The organism is Roseateles cavernae (genome assembly GCF_040187885.1).
In the GTDB taxonomy this organism is placed as follows: Bacteria; Pseudomonadota; Gammaproteobacteria; order Burkholderiales; family Burkholderiaceae_C; genus Roseateles_E; species Roseateles_E cavernae.
This window is the reverse complement of sequence record NZ_JBDPLH010000002.1, coordinates 164,264-179,140: the sequence shown is the minus strand read 5'-3', so window position 1 is coordinate 179,140 and position 14,877 is coordinate 164,264. Positions and strand designations below refer to the sequence as shown.

Genomic DNA, 14,877 nt, shown 5'->3' with positions numbered 1-14,877 from the left:
GCGTCGGCAAGGCGCAAGGGCGAGACGCGCACAAACAACTGCTATCAGCTCAGGCCGCCCCGGGCTGGCGGCTATTTGTCACGCCGCGCCGAGATCGGGCCAGCGCGTCAGGCGCTCGTAAAGAGAGGCCCGCGAGATCTGCAGCAGCCGGGCGGCCGCCATGCGATTGCCCTCGGTCAGCGCCAGGGCCTCGGCAATGGCCTCGCGCTCCAGCGCCTCGATGCGCTCGGGCAGCGGTCGGATGTGGCGCGGCGCCTGCGCAGGGGCCGGCGGCGCCTCGGCCGGCGCGGGCAGGCAGGCCAGCGCGGCCGGATCGAAGCTGTGCACGCCCAGCTGGATTTCGTCGCTCATCAGGCTGGCCTGCTCCAGCACATTGCGCAGCTGGCGGATATTGCCGGGCCAGGGCTGCCGGGCCAGCCAGTCCAGCGCCTCGGGGCTGAGCTGGCGCTGCGGCATGCCGCTGCGCCGCGCGATGTCCTCGCCCAGCGTCTCGGCCAGGGCCTCGATGTCCTCCAGGCGCTCGCGCAGCGGCGGCAGCTTCAGCGGCAGCACATTGAGCCGGTAGAAGAGGTCGGCGCGGAACTCGCCGGCCGCCACCATCGCGGCCAGGTCGCGGCTGGTGGCGGCGATCACCCGCACATCGACCCGCCGCACCGTGTTGCTGCCCAGCGGCTCGAACTCCTGCTCCTGCAGCACCCGCAGCAGCTTGCTCTGCAGCGCCAGCGGCATGTCACCGATCTCGTCGAGAAAGAGCGTGCCGCCATCGGCCAGCGCGAACTTGCCGTCGCGGCCCTTGCGGTCGGCACCGGTATAGGCGCCCGGCGCGACGCCGAAGAACTCGGCCTCCAGCAAGGTGTCCGGCACGGCCGCGATATTGATGCTGACCAGCGGCCCGCCGGCACGCCGCGAGGCCGCATGGATGCCGTGCGCCAGCAGCTCCTTGCCGGTGCCGGTCTCGCCCAGCAGCAGCACCGGCGCATCGGTCTGCGCTACACGGCGGGCCTGGCGCTTGAGCTCCAGCGCGGCCGGGCCTGCACCGATGAAGCTGGCGATGGTGTGCTTGGGGCGGCGGTTCCTGACCTGCTCGGCCGCCAGCCGGCGGTGCGCCTCGTCGAGCTCCTGCTGCAGCCGGCCGAATTTGGCGATCAGCGGCTGCATCGTGGTCTCCGGGTGGTCGAGCAGGACCACGCCCAGCGCACCGATCACCTCGCCGGCGTCGCTGCGCAGCGGCAGGCGGCTGACCAGAAAGGTGCCGGCCTTGTTGCTCAGCAGGTCCACCAGAATGGGCTGGCCGCTGTCGATCACCTGGGCCATCAAGGTGTTGGGCACCACCTCCTCGACGCGGCGGCCGACGAAGTCGGACTCGTGCTCGAAACCCAGGCCGGGCAGGAAGCGCTTGTAGCCCTCGCTGATCCAGACGATGCGGTGCTCGCGGTCCAGCACCATCATGCCCTGGGCACTGGACTCGAGCAGCTCGAACATCGTGCGCGCCGCCAGGCGCAGCACGCCTGGGGCATCGAGCGGGAGTTGGGAGCTGTTGATCACGGGTGTCTGCGCAGCGGGAAACGGCGGCCGGCCGGCCACAGCCTGCGCAATGTAGCAGCGCGCCAAGGCCGTCGGCGCGGCTGCGGGTCTACCCCGATGCGGGCTCCGCACAGGGCTGTAATTATGTAATCACCAACTCGCCACAGCCCATGAACAGCCCCGACCTCCCCCTGCGCGGCAGCTCGATGCACGATGCGGTGGCGGCGCGCCTGCGGGCGATGATTTTCGAGCGCGAGCTGGCACCCGGCGCGCTGGTCGACGAGAAGGCGCTGGCCGAGCAATGGGCGATCAGCCGCACGCCGCTGCGCGAGGCGCTGAAGGTGCTGGTGGCCGAAGGTCTGCTGGAGCTGCTGCCCCGCCAGGGCTGCCGCGTCATCGAGATGCACGACGCCGACGCCAACGATCTGTTCCCGGTGATGGCGATGCTGGAGGGGCGCTGCGCCTTCGAGGCCGCGCGCAAGGCCACGCCGGCCCAGCTGCTGCAGCTGCAGCAGCTGCACGAGCAGCTGGAGCTGGCTGCGGCGGCCGGCGACATCGACAGCTATTACCGCGTCAACCATGTCTTCCACAGCCTGCTGCAGACCTTGGCGGCGAACCGCTGGCTGGAGCGCGCCACCGGCGATCTGCGCAAGTTCCTGCGCCTGCTGCGCGGCCGCCAGCTGAAGTCGCCGGGCCGGCTGCAGGCCTCGCTGAGCGAGCACCGCCGCCTGCTGGCCGCGCTGCTGGCCGGCGACGCGGCCGGCGCCGAGGCCGAGATGCAAGCACATCTGCTGGCCCAGCTGGGCGCCTTGCAAGCGATGCGCCACAACGCCGAGGTGAACCATGTTGGATGAGCTCAAGAAGGCCTCGCTGCTGCGGGGGCTGCAGCGCCAGCAGCGCCAGGTGCTGATCGCCGCGCGCCGCCTGCTGTCCGAGCGCGGCGAGGCCAACAGCCTGGGCCAGGCGCGCGAGCTGCTCGACCAGATCGCCCAGCTGCCGCCCGAAGGGCTGGACGAGCTGTTCGAGCGCCTGAGCCTGGACTTCAACCCCGATCCGCAGGCCGTGCTGCTGGCCGCCCAGGCCTATGCCGCCGAGCCCAATGCCGCCCATCTGCTGGCATTGAGCCGGGTCAGCGAGCCGCCGCGCCAGGAGCTGTTCCGCCGCCTGAACCGCGCGCCCGGCGCCACCGGCGTGCTGGTGCGGCTGCGCCGCAGTCTGCTCGGCGGCCTGGCCAGGCATCCGGAATGGCGCAGTGTCGAGGCCGACCTGCTGCATCTGTTCGGCTCCTGGTTCAACCCCGGCTTTCTGCAGATGCGCCAGGTCGACTGGAACTCGCCGGCCCAGCTGCTGGAGCAGATCATCCGCCACGAGGCAGTGCACGAGATCGACGGCTGGGACGATCTGCGCCGCCGCCTGCAGCCGGACCGCCGCCTGTTCGCCTTCTTCCATCCGCAGCTGCCGGACGAGCCGCTGATCTTTGTCGAGGTGGCGCTGCTGCCGGAGATGCCGGCCGCGATCGCGCCGCTGATCGACAAGAAGGCCGAGACCATGGCGCCGGACAAGTTCAAGGTCGCGGTGTTCTATTCGATCAGCAATTGCGAGCCCGGGCTCAAAGGCGTGTCGCTGGGCAATTTCCTGATCAAACGGGTGGCCGAGCATCTGCAGCACGAGCATCCGAAGCTGAAGACCTTCTGCACGCTGTCGCCGATCCCCGGCTTTGCCGCCTGGCTGCAGCGCAGCAGCGATTTCAGCGCGCTGAACCCGCTGAAGAAGCCGCAGATCGAGCGTGCCCGCGAGGCCCGCGAACTGCTGCTGAAGGCCTGCGGCGGCGAACTCGCCAAGCTCAGCCAGGCCGACACCCTGGCCAAGCTGGACAGCGCCGCCCAGCAGGCCCTGCTGCGCCTGGCTGCGGTCTATCTGGTCGGCCAGACCACCGGCGCGCAGGGCGATCCGGTGGCGCGCTTCCATCTGGACAACGGTGCCCGCCTGGAGCGGCTCAACCCGATGGGCAATCGCGCCGCCAAGGGGCTGAAGCAAAGCTGCGGCATGATGGTCAACTATCTGTACGACCTCAGCAAGATCGAGGCCTACCACGAGGCCTTCACCCAGGGTGAGATTGCCTACTCGCGCGGCGTCGCCGCGCTGCTTTGATCCCTATACACAAGCCGCCGCGCGCGGCAATCACAGGAGACCGACCGATGAAGCCCACCATGACACGCCGCTGCTTGCTGGCCGCCGCCGCACTGCTGGCCGCCACCGGCGCCCAGGCCCAGAGCTGGCCCAGCAAGCCCGTCACCTGGGTCGTGCCCTTCCCGGCCGGCGGCGGCACCGATGCCTTCGCGCGGCCGCTGACCGCCGTGCTCAGCAAGCAGACCGGCAAGCAGTTCATCATCGACAACAAGGGCGGCGCCGGCGGCACCGTCGGCGCCGGCATCGCCTCCAAGGCCGCGCCCGATGGCTACACCTTCTTCATGGGCGCGGTGCATCACGCGATCGCACCGGCCATGTATCCCAAGCTCGAGTACAGGCTGGAGGAGGACTTCGTGCCGGTGGCCCTGATCTCCAGCGTGCCCCAGGTCATCGTCGTCAACCCGGCCAAGGTGCCGGCCACCGATCTGAAGGGCCTGCTGGAATTCATCCGCAAGAATCCGGGCAAGCTGAACTACGGCTCGGCCGGCAACGGCACCTCGCACCATCTGGCCGGCGAGCTGTTCAAGCTGCAGACCAAGACCTTCATCACCCACATCCCCTACCGCGGCGCCGGCCCGGCCCTGCAGGACCTGATCGCCGGCCAGGTGGACATGATGTTCGACGGCCTCGGCTCCTCCGCCACCCACATCAAGAGCGGCCGCATCAAGGCCCTGGCCGTCGCCGCCAACAAGCGTGCGCCGGGCTTCCCCGATGTGCCGACCAGTGTCGAGGGCGGCGTGCCGACCTACCAGGTCGCGACCTGGTACGGCCTGTGGGCGCCCAAGGGCACGCCCAAGGACGTGATCACCGCGATGCAGGGCGAGCTGCGCAAGGCCTTTGCCGACGAGGCCATCAAGTCGGCCTGGAACGGTCTGGGCACCGAGGTGCCCAGCATGTACGGCGATGCCTTCGGCAGCTTCGTCAGCAGCGAGGTCAAGCGCTGGGCCGAGGTCGTGAAAAGCTCTGGAGCGAAGCTGGACTGAGTCAGATGAAGAATGCCAATGTCTTCGCCGCGCTGCGCGCGGCCTTCCCGGCCGATCTGGATGCCGTGGCGATCGAATGCGCCGACGGCCACGGCCTGAGCTACAGCTGGCGCGATATCGAGCGCGCCACCGCGATGATGGCCAATCTGCTGGCCTCGCTGGACCTGCCGCCGGACAGCCGGGTCGCGGTGCAGACGGAGAAGAGCGTCGAAGCGCTGATGCTGTATCTGGCGGTCTTGCGCGCCGGCTATGTCTTCCTGCCGCTCAACACCGCCTACCAGGCCGCCGAGATCGAGTACTTCATCGCCAATGCCGAGCCGGCGGTGGTGGTCTGTGCCGGCAAGAACTTCGGCTGGGTGTCCAAGATCGCCTTCCAGGCCGGCACCCAGAACGTCTTCACGCTCAATGAGGACCGCACGGGCACCCTCTTGGACCGCGCCGCCGCGCAGAGCGATCAGCACCAGCCCGCATCCAAGCGCGCCGACGAGCTGGCCGCCATCCTCTACACCAGCGGCACGACCGGCCGCTCCAAGGGGGCGATGCTGAGCCACGGCAATCTGCTCAGCAATGCGCAGACGCTGAAGGACTACTGGGGTTGGCGGCCGGGCGATGTGCTGATCCACGCGCTGCCGATCTTCCATGTGCACGGCCTGTTTGTCGCCTCGCATGGCGCGCTGCTCAATGGCAGCAAGATGATCTGGTTCAGCAAGTTCGAGCCCAGGGCGGTGATCGCGCGCTTGGCCGAGGCCACGGTCTTCATGGGCGTGCCGACGCTGTACGTGCGCATGCTGGGCGAGGCCGCGCTGACGAAGGCGGCCTGCAAGACCATGCGGCTCTTCATCGCCGGCTCGGCACCGCTGCTGCTGGAGACCTTCAAGGACTGGCAGAGCCGCACGGGCCACACCATCCTGGAGCGCTACGGCATGAGCGAGACGGTGATGCTGACGTCCAACCCCTACCGCGCCGAGGATGGCGATCGCCTGGGCGGCACGGTCGGCTTCGCGCTGCCCGGCGTCGGCGTGCGCGTGCGTGACGATCAGGGCCGCGACTGCGGGCCTGAGGAGATCGGCAATATCGAGGTCAGCGGCCCCAATGTCTTCTCGGGCTACTGGCGCATGCCTGAAAAAACCAAGGAAGAGTTCACCGCCGATGGCTGGTTCAAGACCGGCGATGTCGGCAAGCGCGACGCACGCGGCTATTTCACCATCGTCGGCCGCAGCAAGGATCTGATCATCTCGGGCGGCTACAACGTCTACCCGGCCGAGATCGAGGGCTATATCAACGAGATGGCCGGCGTCGCCGAATCGGCGGTGATCGGCCTGCCCCACCCTGACTTCGGCGAGGGCGCGGTGGCCGTGGTCGTGGCCAAGCCCGGGGCGGCGCTGGACGGCGAGGCCATCATCGCGGCGCTGAAAAGCAAGATCGCCAACTTCAAGATCCCGAAAAAGGTCTTCGTCGTTGCCGAGTTGCCGCGCAACACCATGGGCAAGGTGCTGAAGAACCAGCTGCGCGAGCAGCACAAGACGCTGTTCGCCTGATGGACCCGACGCCGTCACCCGCCGCCCTCAACGAAACCTGCCCGCGCTGCGGCGGGCCTTTCCACTGCGGCGTCGGCGAGGCGGTGTGCGACTGCTTCGATCTGCGCCTCTCGCCGGAACTGATGAGCACGCTGCGCGAGAACTACCAGCGCTGCCTGTGCATTGCCTGCCTGAAGGCCTTGCAGGACGGCGCGCCGGTGCTGCATCCCTCCTGAGGGTGTGGCGCCAAAGCGCCAGACTGTCTTGCCGGAATTCCTAGGGTTTACGAGAATGCCGCACGCCTCCCGCAAGGGGGGCGTTTTTTTGCACAAGCAGTCCAAAACAATCCCTCGGAGGAACCCTCTCATGAAGAACATCATCGCCCTGGCCCTGGTGGCCACCCTGTCGACCGCTGCCCAAGCCGAAGGCTTTTATATTGGCGCTGACGTGGGTCAGACCCGCATCAGCGAACAAGGCGCAAAGTTCAAGGACACCGGCCTCAATCTGTACGGTGGCTACCAGTTCAGCGAGAACATCGCTGCCGAAGCTGGCTATCGCACCCTGGGCAAGGACACGGTCTCCGTCTTCAATGTGCCCGTGACTGTCAAGGGCTCCGCCTTGCAGCTGTCGGCAGTGCTGTCGGCACCGCTGGGTACGGACTTCAGCGTGTTCGGCCGCGTCGGCGTGAACCGTATCGAGGTCAAGGCCTCGGCCCAAGGCCAGCGTGACAAGGACAGCGAGACCAAGGCCCTGTTCGGCTTCGGCGCCCGCTATGCCGTGAGCAAGCAAGTCGGCCTGCGCGCCGAGTTCCAGAAGCCCGCCAGCGATGTCAAGGTCTTCTCGGCCGGTATCGACTTCCGCTTCTGATCGTTGGCGTCCTGCCCGGCGAGGTCCGGGCAAGACCTGACACCGGGCCCGCAGCTGTAACAGGCTGCGGGCCTTTTGCCATGCTTGGCACAATGGGCGCACGATGAGCTCAACCCTCGATACAGCAGGCCGCGCGGCACCCCGGCCCGCGCCGAGCCGCTGGCTCGATTCGCGGGCCGGCCAGCGCCTGCTGGCGGCCGGGCCTTTTGTCGCGCTGGGCCTGGTGCTGCTGATGCTGTGGGGCGTGGTGGCCTGGTTCTCCATCGTCTACCCGCAGCGGCTGATGGACGAGTACAAGCGCGAGCTGGCCAGCCAGACCGCCGCCGCATCCGCCCAGACCGAGGCGGTGCTGCGCGATGCCGAGGGCAATCTGCGCACCCTCGATCTGTGGCTGCTGACCCGCAGCCGCGGCGACCCGCTCAACGATGCCTCGCTGGTGCAGCTGGCCGAGGCCCTGCGCGGTACCTCGCGCGAGCTGGTCGATGTGATGCTGGCCAGCGCCGACGGCCGCCTCTTCCGCCTGCCGGCCCAGCCCGGCCAGCCCTTCGCCACCTTGCCCAAGGCCGACTTCATCACCCTGCTGGCCTCGCCCGAGGCCGAGGGGGTGATGCTGGGCGCGCCGCTGCAGCTGCGCGCCGGCGGCCCGATCTATCTGCCGCTGGCGATGCGCATGAGTGCGCCGGTCGGCGAGCTGCAAAGCCTGGTGGCCATGGTCGACACCCGGCGCCTGGCCGAGCTGCTGCGCCCCTACTCGCGCGGTGACGAGAGTGCGGTGGCCCTGCTGCGCAGCGACGGACTGGGCCTGCTGCGCGTGCCCGAGCTGGCCGGTTTCGTCGGCCGCGATCTATTTGCCGATGAGCCCAGGCGCCGCCAGTTGCTGGCCGGCGCCAGCGGCAGCTTCGTCAGCAGCGGTGCCGCCACCGACGGCCTGGCCCGGCTGGTCAGCTTCGAGACCCTGAACGACTTCGGTGTCCAGGTGCTGCTGGCCCAGGGCCTCAGCGCGACCCTGGGCAACCATGCCGAGCAGCGCGATCTGCTGCTGACGCTGAGCGCGGTCATCTCGGTCGCGGCCCTACTGATCACGCTGATGCTGGCCCGCATGCAGCGGGCCGCGCGCGAGCGCGATGCCGCGCTGCTGGCCACCAGCGATGCCTCGCCGCTGGGCCTGTTCCGCTGCGACGCCCAGGGCCGCATCATCTACGCCAACGAGACCTATCTGCGCCTGCATGGCTTCGGCGCCGAGCGGCAGGAATGGGGCTGGCTGGCGATGGTGCCCGAAGCCGAGCGGGCCCAGGTGCGCGAGCGCTGGCGCGAGCGTGTCGGCCAGGGCGAGGCCATCAATGCGATGCGCCAGCTGCTGCGACCCGACGGCCAGCAACGCCTGTTCTCGGTGCGCACCGCGCCGCTGCGGGTCAACGGCCGGGTGGTCGGTGCGGCCGGCACGGTCGACGATGTCACCGAACGGGTCGCGCAACGCCAGGCCGAGCTGACCCTGGGCGCGATCTTCGACCGCACGCCCGACTATGTCTGTCAGTTCGACGCCGAGGGCCGGCTGCGCTATCTGAACCCGGCCGGCCGGCAGCGCCTGGGCCTGGCGCCCGATGCGGCGCTGGACGCACTGGACTTTCGGCGCTTCATGCGCAGCATCGAGCCACACAGCTTTCTCGACACCATACCGGCCGAGGCCTTGCAGCAAGGCCATTGGCAGGGCCGCAGCGCGGTGCTGGACCTGCAGGGCCGGGCCGTGCCGGTGGCCAGCACGGTGCTGGTGCATCGCAACGAACGCCAGCAGATAGCGACCGTCTCGGTGCTGCTGCGCGATATCTCGAACCAGGTGCAGGCCCAGCACGAACGCGAGCGCAGCGAGGCCATGCTGAAGGCGGTGGCCGAGGCGGCGGCGACGATGATTGCTGTGCTGGACCGCGAGCAGCGCCTGCTGTTCTTCAACCGCGCCTTCGCCCAGCGCTTCCAGATCGAGCGCGAGCCCTGGCTGGGCCGCCCCCTGAGCGAGCTGCTGGGCGCGACCGACTATGCGCTGAGCCGGCCGCTGATCGAGACCGCGCTGGCCGGCCGCAGCGCCCATCTGGAGAAGCGCTATACCGACCCGCCGCTGGTCATCGAGCTGCACTATGCGCCGCTGCAGCTGGAGAGTGGCGAGATCGAGGGCGTGATCAGCATTGCCCGCGACATCACCGAGGTCCGCACCGAAGAAGCGCGGCTGCGCGACGCCTCGCAGACCGACCCGCTGACCCAGCTGCTCAACCGCAGCGGCTTCGCGCTGCGCGCCGATGAGCAGCTGGCCCACGCCCGCCAGCACAACAGCCTGCTGACCCTGCTCTATCTGGACCTGGACCGCTTCAAGCCGGTCAATGACCAGCATGGCCATCCGGTCGGCGATGCCTTGCTGCGTGCGGTGGCCGGCCGGCTGCGCCATGCGCTGCGGCCCCAGGATCTGGTGGCGCGGCTGGGCGGCGACGAGTTCGCGGTGCTGCTGCCGGCCCTGCCCTCGGCGGCGGATGCCGAGGCGGTGGCGGCCAAGCTGCTGCGGGTGATCTCCCAGCCCTTCAGCATCGAGGCGCTGGAGCTCGGCATCGGCGTCAGCATCGGTTTTTGCGTGGCCGCCGGCGGCTCGGCCGATCTGGACACCATGGTGGCCGAGGCCGACGCCCGGCTCTACGAGGCCAAGCGAGCCGGGCGCGGCTGCTACCGCGGCGGCCCCGCTACAGCAGCGCCGCCACCCGCTTGACTCTTTGCAGCGCCAACTGCAGCACCCGCGCGTCGCTGCTGGCGCGATGGCGCCGCAGGTTCTGCTCGGCGCGCACCTGCAGCATGGTCTCGTGCCAGCGCGCCGCCTCGGCCTCGCTCAGCAGCATGCGCAGGTCCTGCAGCTTGAAGCCTGGCACCTGGCCGGTGCTCTCGAACAGCCGCGCCAGCCAGGGATAGTCGTGGCCCCAGCCGTCGCAATAGACGGTCTGGCCATGCAGGCGCCGGTTGATCTGCTGGGCCACCCAGTCGGCCGGCTTGCCGCGGCTGTGCAGCACATCGCGGCTGATGCCGTGCAAGGCCTCGGCCTGCTCGTCCCAGTGCTGCCAGTCGGGCAGGGGCTGGATCAGGCTGCAGAACAGCGCCCCCTCAGGCTCGACGAAACCGACCTCGATCGGATAGCTGCCACGGCCGAATCCGGAGGCTTCAACATCGAGAACGGTGGGCGGCAGCATGGTGGGGGTGGGGGACCTCGGCCCGAGCATGCTATGCCCCGCCGCAAGAATCAAGCCTTGTTTTCCGGGGGGCTGGCCCGGGCCTCAGGAGGCCAGCAGCTGGCCCATGCGCAGGCGCTGGCCGCTGGCCACCCGCAGCGTCAGGCCCGGCGGCAGAAAGACGAGGATGGTCGAGCCATGCTGGAACCAGCCCATCTCCTGGCCCTTCTGATAGCGGGCATTGCAGGGCAGCTCATGCGGGCCGGCGTAGCCGGTGTGCAGCAGCAGGTCCAGCGCATGCAGGCGCAGGCTGGACACCAGGATGGCTGCCACCGGCACCAGCGCGATGGGCCGGCCATCGGCCAGGCGGGCATGCAGCGCGGCGCGCTCGTTGCGGCAGAACAATCGCTCGACGCGCTTGAGCGCAATCGGGTTGACGTTCCAGGTGTCACCGGCGAGATGGGTCACATGCTCGACGCGCAGATCGGCCGGCGCATGGAAGCGGTGGTACATCGCCGATGTCAGCCGCAGCGTGACGAAGCTGCCCTCGCGATAGGGCGCGGCGCGCGCGGCATCGCCGAACAGATCCTCGATGCGGTACGGAAAGCCTTTGGCCTGGTAGAGCCGGCCGGCCTCGACCCGGCCGCAGGCGCCGACGATGGCGTCACAGGGGCTCACCAGCGCGCCGGGCTCGGGGGCGAGCGGCCGCGCGCCGGGCTTGAGCTCGCGGATGAAGCAATCGTGCAGGCTGCGAAAGCGGCTGTGCTTGGCGTCACTGAGGTCCAGCTCGGTGAACAGCCGCCACACGGCAATCGACAAGCGCGCCAGCAGCGGGCTCTCGATACGGCTGAAGCGGCCCATCCAGCGGCTCACCGCGATGCGCGGAATCCGGTTGGTCAGCAGGAAGTTCAGATCCTCCTGCAGCAGCAGGCGGTCGCGCCAGCGGGTGGCGGCGGCTTGGATGGCTTTCATCAAGGAGTCAAGAGCCTGGGTTACAGATGCAGTCTGCCCGTCCTCTGTGACATCTCGATGGTGAGCCGCGATGATTGAAACCCTGCCCGTTTTTCAGCTGACCCTGGTGGCCGCCGCCGCGCTGGCCTTAGTGGCGGCGCTGCCGCGCGCGCGCCAGCGCCTGCAGCTCTCGCGCGCCAAGCACCGCTCGCTGGCCGGCCATTCGCGCATGGCCAAGCGGGTGGCCGGCCTGCTGCCCGGCTATGCCTATGACGAGGCACGCTTCTTCGGCGCCGACGCGGCGCCCGCCGAGGTGCAGGCGCAGCGCCGCGCCGGCTTCGCCGCGCTGGCCGCCGAACTCAACAGCCGCCATGCCCGGAGCATCGCCCTGACAGCCCAGGCCCGCGAGGCGATCTCCGATCTGCAGTTCACCGGCGCCTACCGCGTGCCCTTCCAGTTCAGCCCTTACTTGCGCGAGCACCTGAAGCTGGGCAGCTTCATGCAGGCCAGCGCGGGCAACCGCCTCATCGATCTGGACGGCCAGCGCTATTGGGACCTGAGCGGCAGCTACGGCGTCAATCTGTTCGGCCATGAGTTCTACAAGCGCAGCATCGCCGAGGGCAGCGCGCGGGTGGCCGAGCTCGGGCCGCTGCTGGGCGCCTACCACCCGGTGGTGGCCGAGAACGTCGCGCGGCTGCGCGAGATCTCGGGCCTGGACGAGGTGAGCTTTCATATGTCGGGCACCGAGGCGGTGATGCAGGCGGTGCGCCTGGCCCGCTATCACACGCGGCGCAGCCATCTGGTGCGCTTTTGCGGCGCCTATCACGGCTGGTGGGAGGACGTGCAGCCCGGCCCCGGCAACCCGCAGCCGCCGCGCGACACCTACACGCTGAAGGACATGGACGAGAAAAGCCTGCAGGTGCTGCGCACGCGGCGCGACATCGCCTGCGTGCTGGTCAACCCGCTGCAGGCCCTGCACCCGAATCGCGGCGCGCCGGGCGACTCGACCCTGGTGGATAGCTCGCGCAGCGCCGGCTTTGACCGCACCGCCTACACCGCCTGGCTGCAGCAGCTGCGCCAGGTCTGCAGCGAGCGCGGCATCGTGCTGATCTTCGACGAGGTCTTCGTCGGCTTCCGGCTCGCGCGCGGCGGCGCGCAAGAGTACTTCGGCGTCAAGGCCGATATGGTCACCTACGGCAAGAGCCTGGGCGGCGGCCTGCCGGTGGGCGTGGTCTGCGGCAAGGCCGCGCTGATGAAGCGCTGGCGCGAGGAGCGGCCGGCCGACATCTGCTTCGCGCGCGGCACCTTCAACGCCCACCCCTATGTGATGGGGGCGATGTCAGTCTTTCTCGAGCATCTGCAGCGGCCCGAGGTGCAGGCCCTCTACCGCGATCTGGAGGCGCAGCAGGACGCGCGCGCCGCGCGCTTCAACCGCCTGATGAGCGAGGCCGGACTGCCGCTGCGCGCCGCCCACCTGTCCTCGATCTGGACCCTGACCTTCGAGCTGCCCTCGCGCTACAACTGGATGCTGCAGTTATATCTGCGCGAGCAGGGGCTGTGGCTGTCCTGGGTCGGCAGCGGCCGGCTGATCTTCAGCCTGGACTACAGCGAGGCCGATTTCGACGAGGTCTGCCGCCGCTGCCTGGCCGCCGCCCGCCGCATGCAGCAGGACGGCTGGTGGTGGCAGGGCGAAGGACTCAGCAACAAGACCATCAAGCGGCAGATCCTGAGGGAGATGCTGGCCGAGCGGTTTTGATCAGTGGTGACGATGCAGGGCGGCGGGGTGCCCCAGCAGCTCCATGTCCCCCGCCCGCTGCGCGGGCTCCTCCTTGACTTGCGCTGCCGGGGCACCCCACCACCCTGCTTGATCGCGAAACAAACGGTGGGAGTTCGCCCCGGGCTGCGGGCGGGAGCGGCCACGCAAGTAAAAGGGGGAGGCCGCGCAGCGGCCGGAGGACATGGAGTGGACGCTTCCGCCCGCAGCCCGGGGCCCCGCCCGACCACGACTCAGAGCCAGGACCAGATTTCTGCCTAAGCTCAGCCGCGCTCGGCGGCATGCCCCATCGGATCGATCAGCTCGCCGCGCAGCAGGTGCAGCGGCGCCTTGCGGTACAGCATGATGTCGTGGAAGGGGTCGGTCAGGATCTTGCTCATCCACACCAGGCCGGTCTGCACATCCTTGATGATGAACAGATGCAGGGTGCGGAACAGCAGGCCTGCCACACCCAGCCACAACCACATCATTCCGACCTGGCGCACAAACTCCAGCGGCGTCTCGGCCGGCTCGAAGGCCCCCAGCAGGGTCGGGTCGATATAGAGCAGCAGCGGCGAGGCGGCCCACAGCGCCATCAGCACCACCTTGCGCTGCAAGTTGTAGCCGACCTTGATCTCTTCCTTGTGCTCGTGGGTGGCCTGGTTCACATGGTCATAGCCCTTGGGCTCGAAGAAGAAATGACCGGCCTGGCGGCTGGTCATCGACACCAGCCAGCCGATCAGCGCGGCCACGGCCGGGTCCTTGAACAGCATCAGATAGGCCAGCACAAAGCTCAGCGCGCTGAGCAGGTGCAGCGACTGGTTGATACGGCTGTGGTGGTAGTAGCGGTGGTCATCCCAGCGCTGGATCTCGAGTGCCTTCAGAAAGTCTTTCACCGTCGCTCCTGTTGACCCCGCGCGCCAAGCGCGGGCGTGGCGGGATGGTGACGGTGGTTTGTGAAATGTGGGTGACGGTCGGGGCGGCGCGCCGCGCGCCGGCGGCACTTTCCCAGGCCTGCAGTTCAGGGCATCATCCGGCCAGCATTCCAAGCACCCACCATGCCCCTGCTCTTCTCCTACGGCACGCTGCAGCAAGAGAACGTCCAGCTGTCCACCTTCGGTCGGCGGCTGGGTGGGCGGCCGGATGATCTGGTCGAGTTCGAGATGGCGATGCTGCGCATCGAGGATCCGGAGGTCATCGCGACCAGCGGCAAGACCCATCACCCCATCGTCAAGTTCAACGGCGATGCGGCCAGCCGCGTGCCGGGCACGGTGTTCGAGATCAGCGAGGCCGAGCTGGCCAGCGCCGACCGTTACGAGGTCGCGGCCTACAAGCGGGTGCTGGCCAAGCTCTCCTCGGGGCGGCAGGCCTGGGTCTACGTCGATGCACGCTTCGCGCCGCCGGACTGAATGAACCGCCACACCACCCTGCGCCCCGCCACGCCGGCCGACGCCGCCGAGATCGCTCGGCTCTATCTGTGCTCGCGCCGGCACTTCCTGCCCTATGCGCCGCTGGCGCACAGCGACGCGGAGGTGCACACCTGGATCCGCGAGCATTTGCTGCCTTCGGCCCAGGTCACGGTGGCGCAGGATGGTGGCGAGCTGCTTGGCTTTATCGCAAGCACCGAGGGCGATGCCTGCCGGTGGGTTGACCATCTCTATCTGCGCCCCGCCTCGGTCGGCCTGGGCATAGGCTCGGCCCTGCTGCGGCCACTGATCGCCGGCCAGGCCCGGGATCTGCGGCTCTACACCTTCCAGCAAAACCTCGGCGCGCGGCGCTTCTACGAGCGCTTCGGCTTCATGGCCATCGCGTTCACGGATGGCAGCGGCAACGAGGAGCGCAGCCCGGACGTGCTGTACGAACGCACGCCACAGGCAAGACCGCAGGCCGACTGA

The 14,877-nt window shown here is 68.9% G+C and carries 14 protein-coding genes; 10 read left to right on the top strand and 4 right to left on the bottom strand.

Annotation, left to right across the window (positions count from 1 at the left end):
- Positions 1-78 precede the first annotated feature (78 nt).
- Entirely contained in the window at positions 79-1,545 is a 1,467-nt protein-coding gene (locus ABGI63_RS07660; RefSeq protein ID WP_349741894.1) for a sigma-54 interaction domain-containing protein, read from the bottom strand.
- 149 nt (positions 1,546-1,694) lie between these two features.
- On the opposite strand from ABGI63_RS07660, the gene ABGI63_RS07655 reads away from it, so the two are divergent.
- From ABGI63_RS07655 to ABGI63_RS07625, 7 genes are all read left to right on the top strand, one after another.
- A complete protein-coding gene (locus ABGI63_RS07655) occupies positions 1,695-2,378 on the top strand; it encodes a GntR family transcriptional regulator (protein ID WP_349741893.1) in 684 nt (227 codons plus the stop codon).
- Positions 2,368-3,675 (top strand): malonyl-CoA decarboxylase, encoded by a 1,308-nt coding sequence (locus ABGI63_RS07650; RefSeq protein WP_349741892.1) that lies wholly within the window; start codon positions 2,368-2,370, stop codon positions 3,673-3,675. Before ABGI63_RS07655 ends, ABGI63_RS07650 begins: the two co-directional genes overlap by 11 nt.
- A 59-nt stretch (positions 3,676-3,734) precedes the next feature.
- Positions 3,735-4,697 carry a Bug family tripartite tricarboxylate transporter substrate binding protein gene (locus tag ABGI63_RS07645; RefSeq protein WP_349741891.1) on the top strand — a complete coding sequence of 321 codons (963 nt, stop codon included), beginning with the start codon at positions 3,735-3,737 and terminating at the stop codon, positions 4,695-4,697.
- 5 nt (positions 4,698-4,702) lie between these two features.
- Complete coding sequence (locus ABGI63_RS07640) at positions 4,703-6,235, top strand: malonate--CoA ligase (RefSeq protein ID WP_349741890.1); 1,533 nt, start codon at positions 4,703-4,705, stop codon at positions 6,233-6,235.
- On the top strand, positions 6,235-6,450 hold the full coding sequence (locus ABGI63_RS07635) for a cysteine-rich CWC family protein (RefSeq protein ID WP_349741889.1): 216 nt from the start codon (positions 6,235-6,237) through the stop codon (positions 6,448-6,450). The genes ABGI63_RS07640 and ABGI63_RS07635 overlap by 1 nt, the downstream gene beginning before the upstream one ends.
- Positions 6,451-6,580: 130 nt before the next feature.
- Positions 6,581-7,081 carry an outer membrane beta-barrel protein gene (locus ABGI63_RS07630; protein ID WP_349741888.1) on the top strand — a complete coding sequence of 167 codons (501 nt, stop codon included), beginning with the start codon at positions 6,581-6,583 and terminating at the stop codon, positions 7,079-7,081.
- A 103-nt stretch (positions 7,082-7,184) separates the two neighbouring features.
- On the top strand, positions 7,185-9,827 hold the full coding sequence (locus ABGI63_RS07625) for a diguanylate cyclase domain-containing protein (protein ID WP_349741887.1): 2,643 nt from the start codon (positions 7,185-7,187) through the stop codon (positions 9,825-9,827).
- On the opposite strand, the gene ABGI63_RS07620 is transcribed toward ABGI63_RS07625, so the two are convergent.
- Positions 9,802-10,299: a 3'-5' exonuclease gene (locus ABGI63_RS07620; RefSeq protein WP_349741886.1), complete on the bottom strand. Its 498-nt coding sequence runs from the start codon at positions 10,297-10,299 to the stop codon at positions 9,802-9,804. The genes ABGI63_RS07625 and ABGI63_RS07620 overlap by 26 nt on opposite strands.
- Positions 10,300-10,383: 84 nt before the next feature.
- Positions 10,384-11,250, bottom strand: coding sequence for an archaetidylserine decarboxylase (asd, locus tag ABGI63_RS07615; RefSeq protein ID WP_349741885.1), 867 nt, complete (start codon positions 11,248-11,250; stop codon positions 10,384-10,386).
- Positions 11,251-11,320: 70 nt separating this feature from the next.
- On the opposite strand from asd, the gene ABGI63_RS07610 reads away from it, so the two are divergent.
- Complete coding sequence (locus ABGI63_RS07610; RefSeq protein WP_349741884.1) at positions 11,321-12,985, top strand: aminotransferase class III-fold pyridoxal phosphate-dependent enzyme; 1,665 nt, start codon at positions 11,321-11,323, stop codon at positions 12,983-12,985.
- A gap of 281 nt (positions 12,986-13,266) precedes the next feature.
- Here the strand turns inward: ABGI63_RS07610 and ABGI63_RS07605 are convergent, their stop codons facing one another.
- The gene (locus tag ABGI63_RS07605; protein WP_349741883.1) at positions 13,267-13,878 is read right to left on the bottom strand and encodes a hypothetical protein; all 612 of its coding nucleotides are present in this window, start codon (positions 13,876-13,878) and stop codon (positions 13,267-13,269) included.
- A 162-nt stretch (positions 13,879-14,040) separates the two neighbouring features.
- Here ABGI63_RS07605 and ABGI63_RS07600 point away from each other — a divergent pair, with 162 nt between their 5' ends.
- Complete coding sequence (locus tag ABGI63_RS07600; protein ID WP_269841227.1) at positions 14,041-14,391, top strand: gamma-glutamylcyclotransferase family protein; 351 nt, start codon at positions 14,041-14,043, stop codon at positions 14,389-14,391.
- Positions 14,392-14,877 carry a GNAT family N-acetyltransferase gene (locus tag ABGI63_RS07595; RefSeq protein WP_349741882.1) on the top strand — a complete coding sequence of 162 codons (486 nt, stop codon included), beginning with the start codon at positions 14,392-14,394 and terminating at the stop codon, positions 14,875-14,877.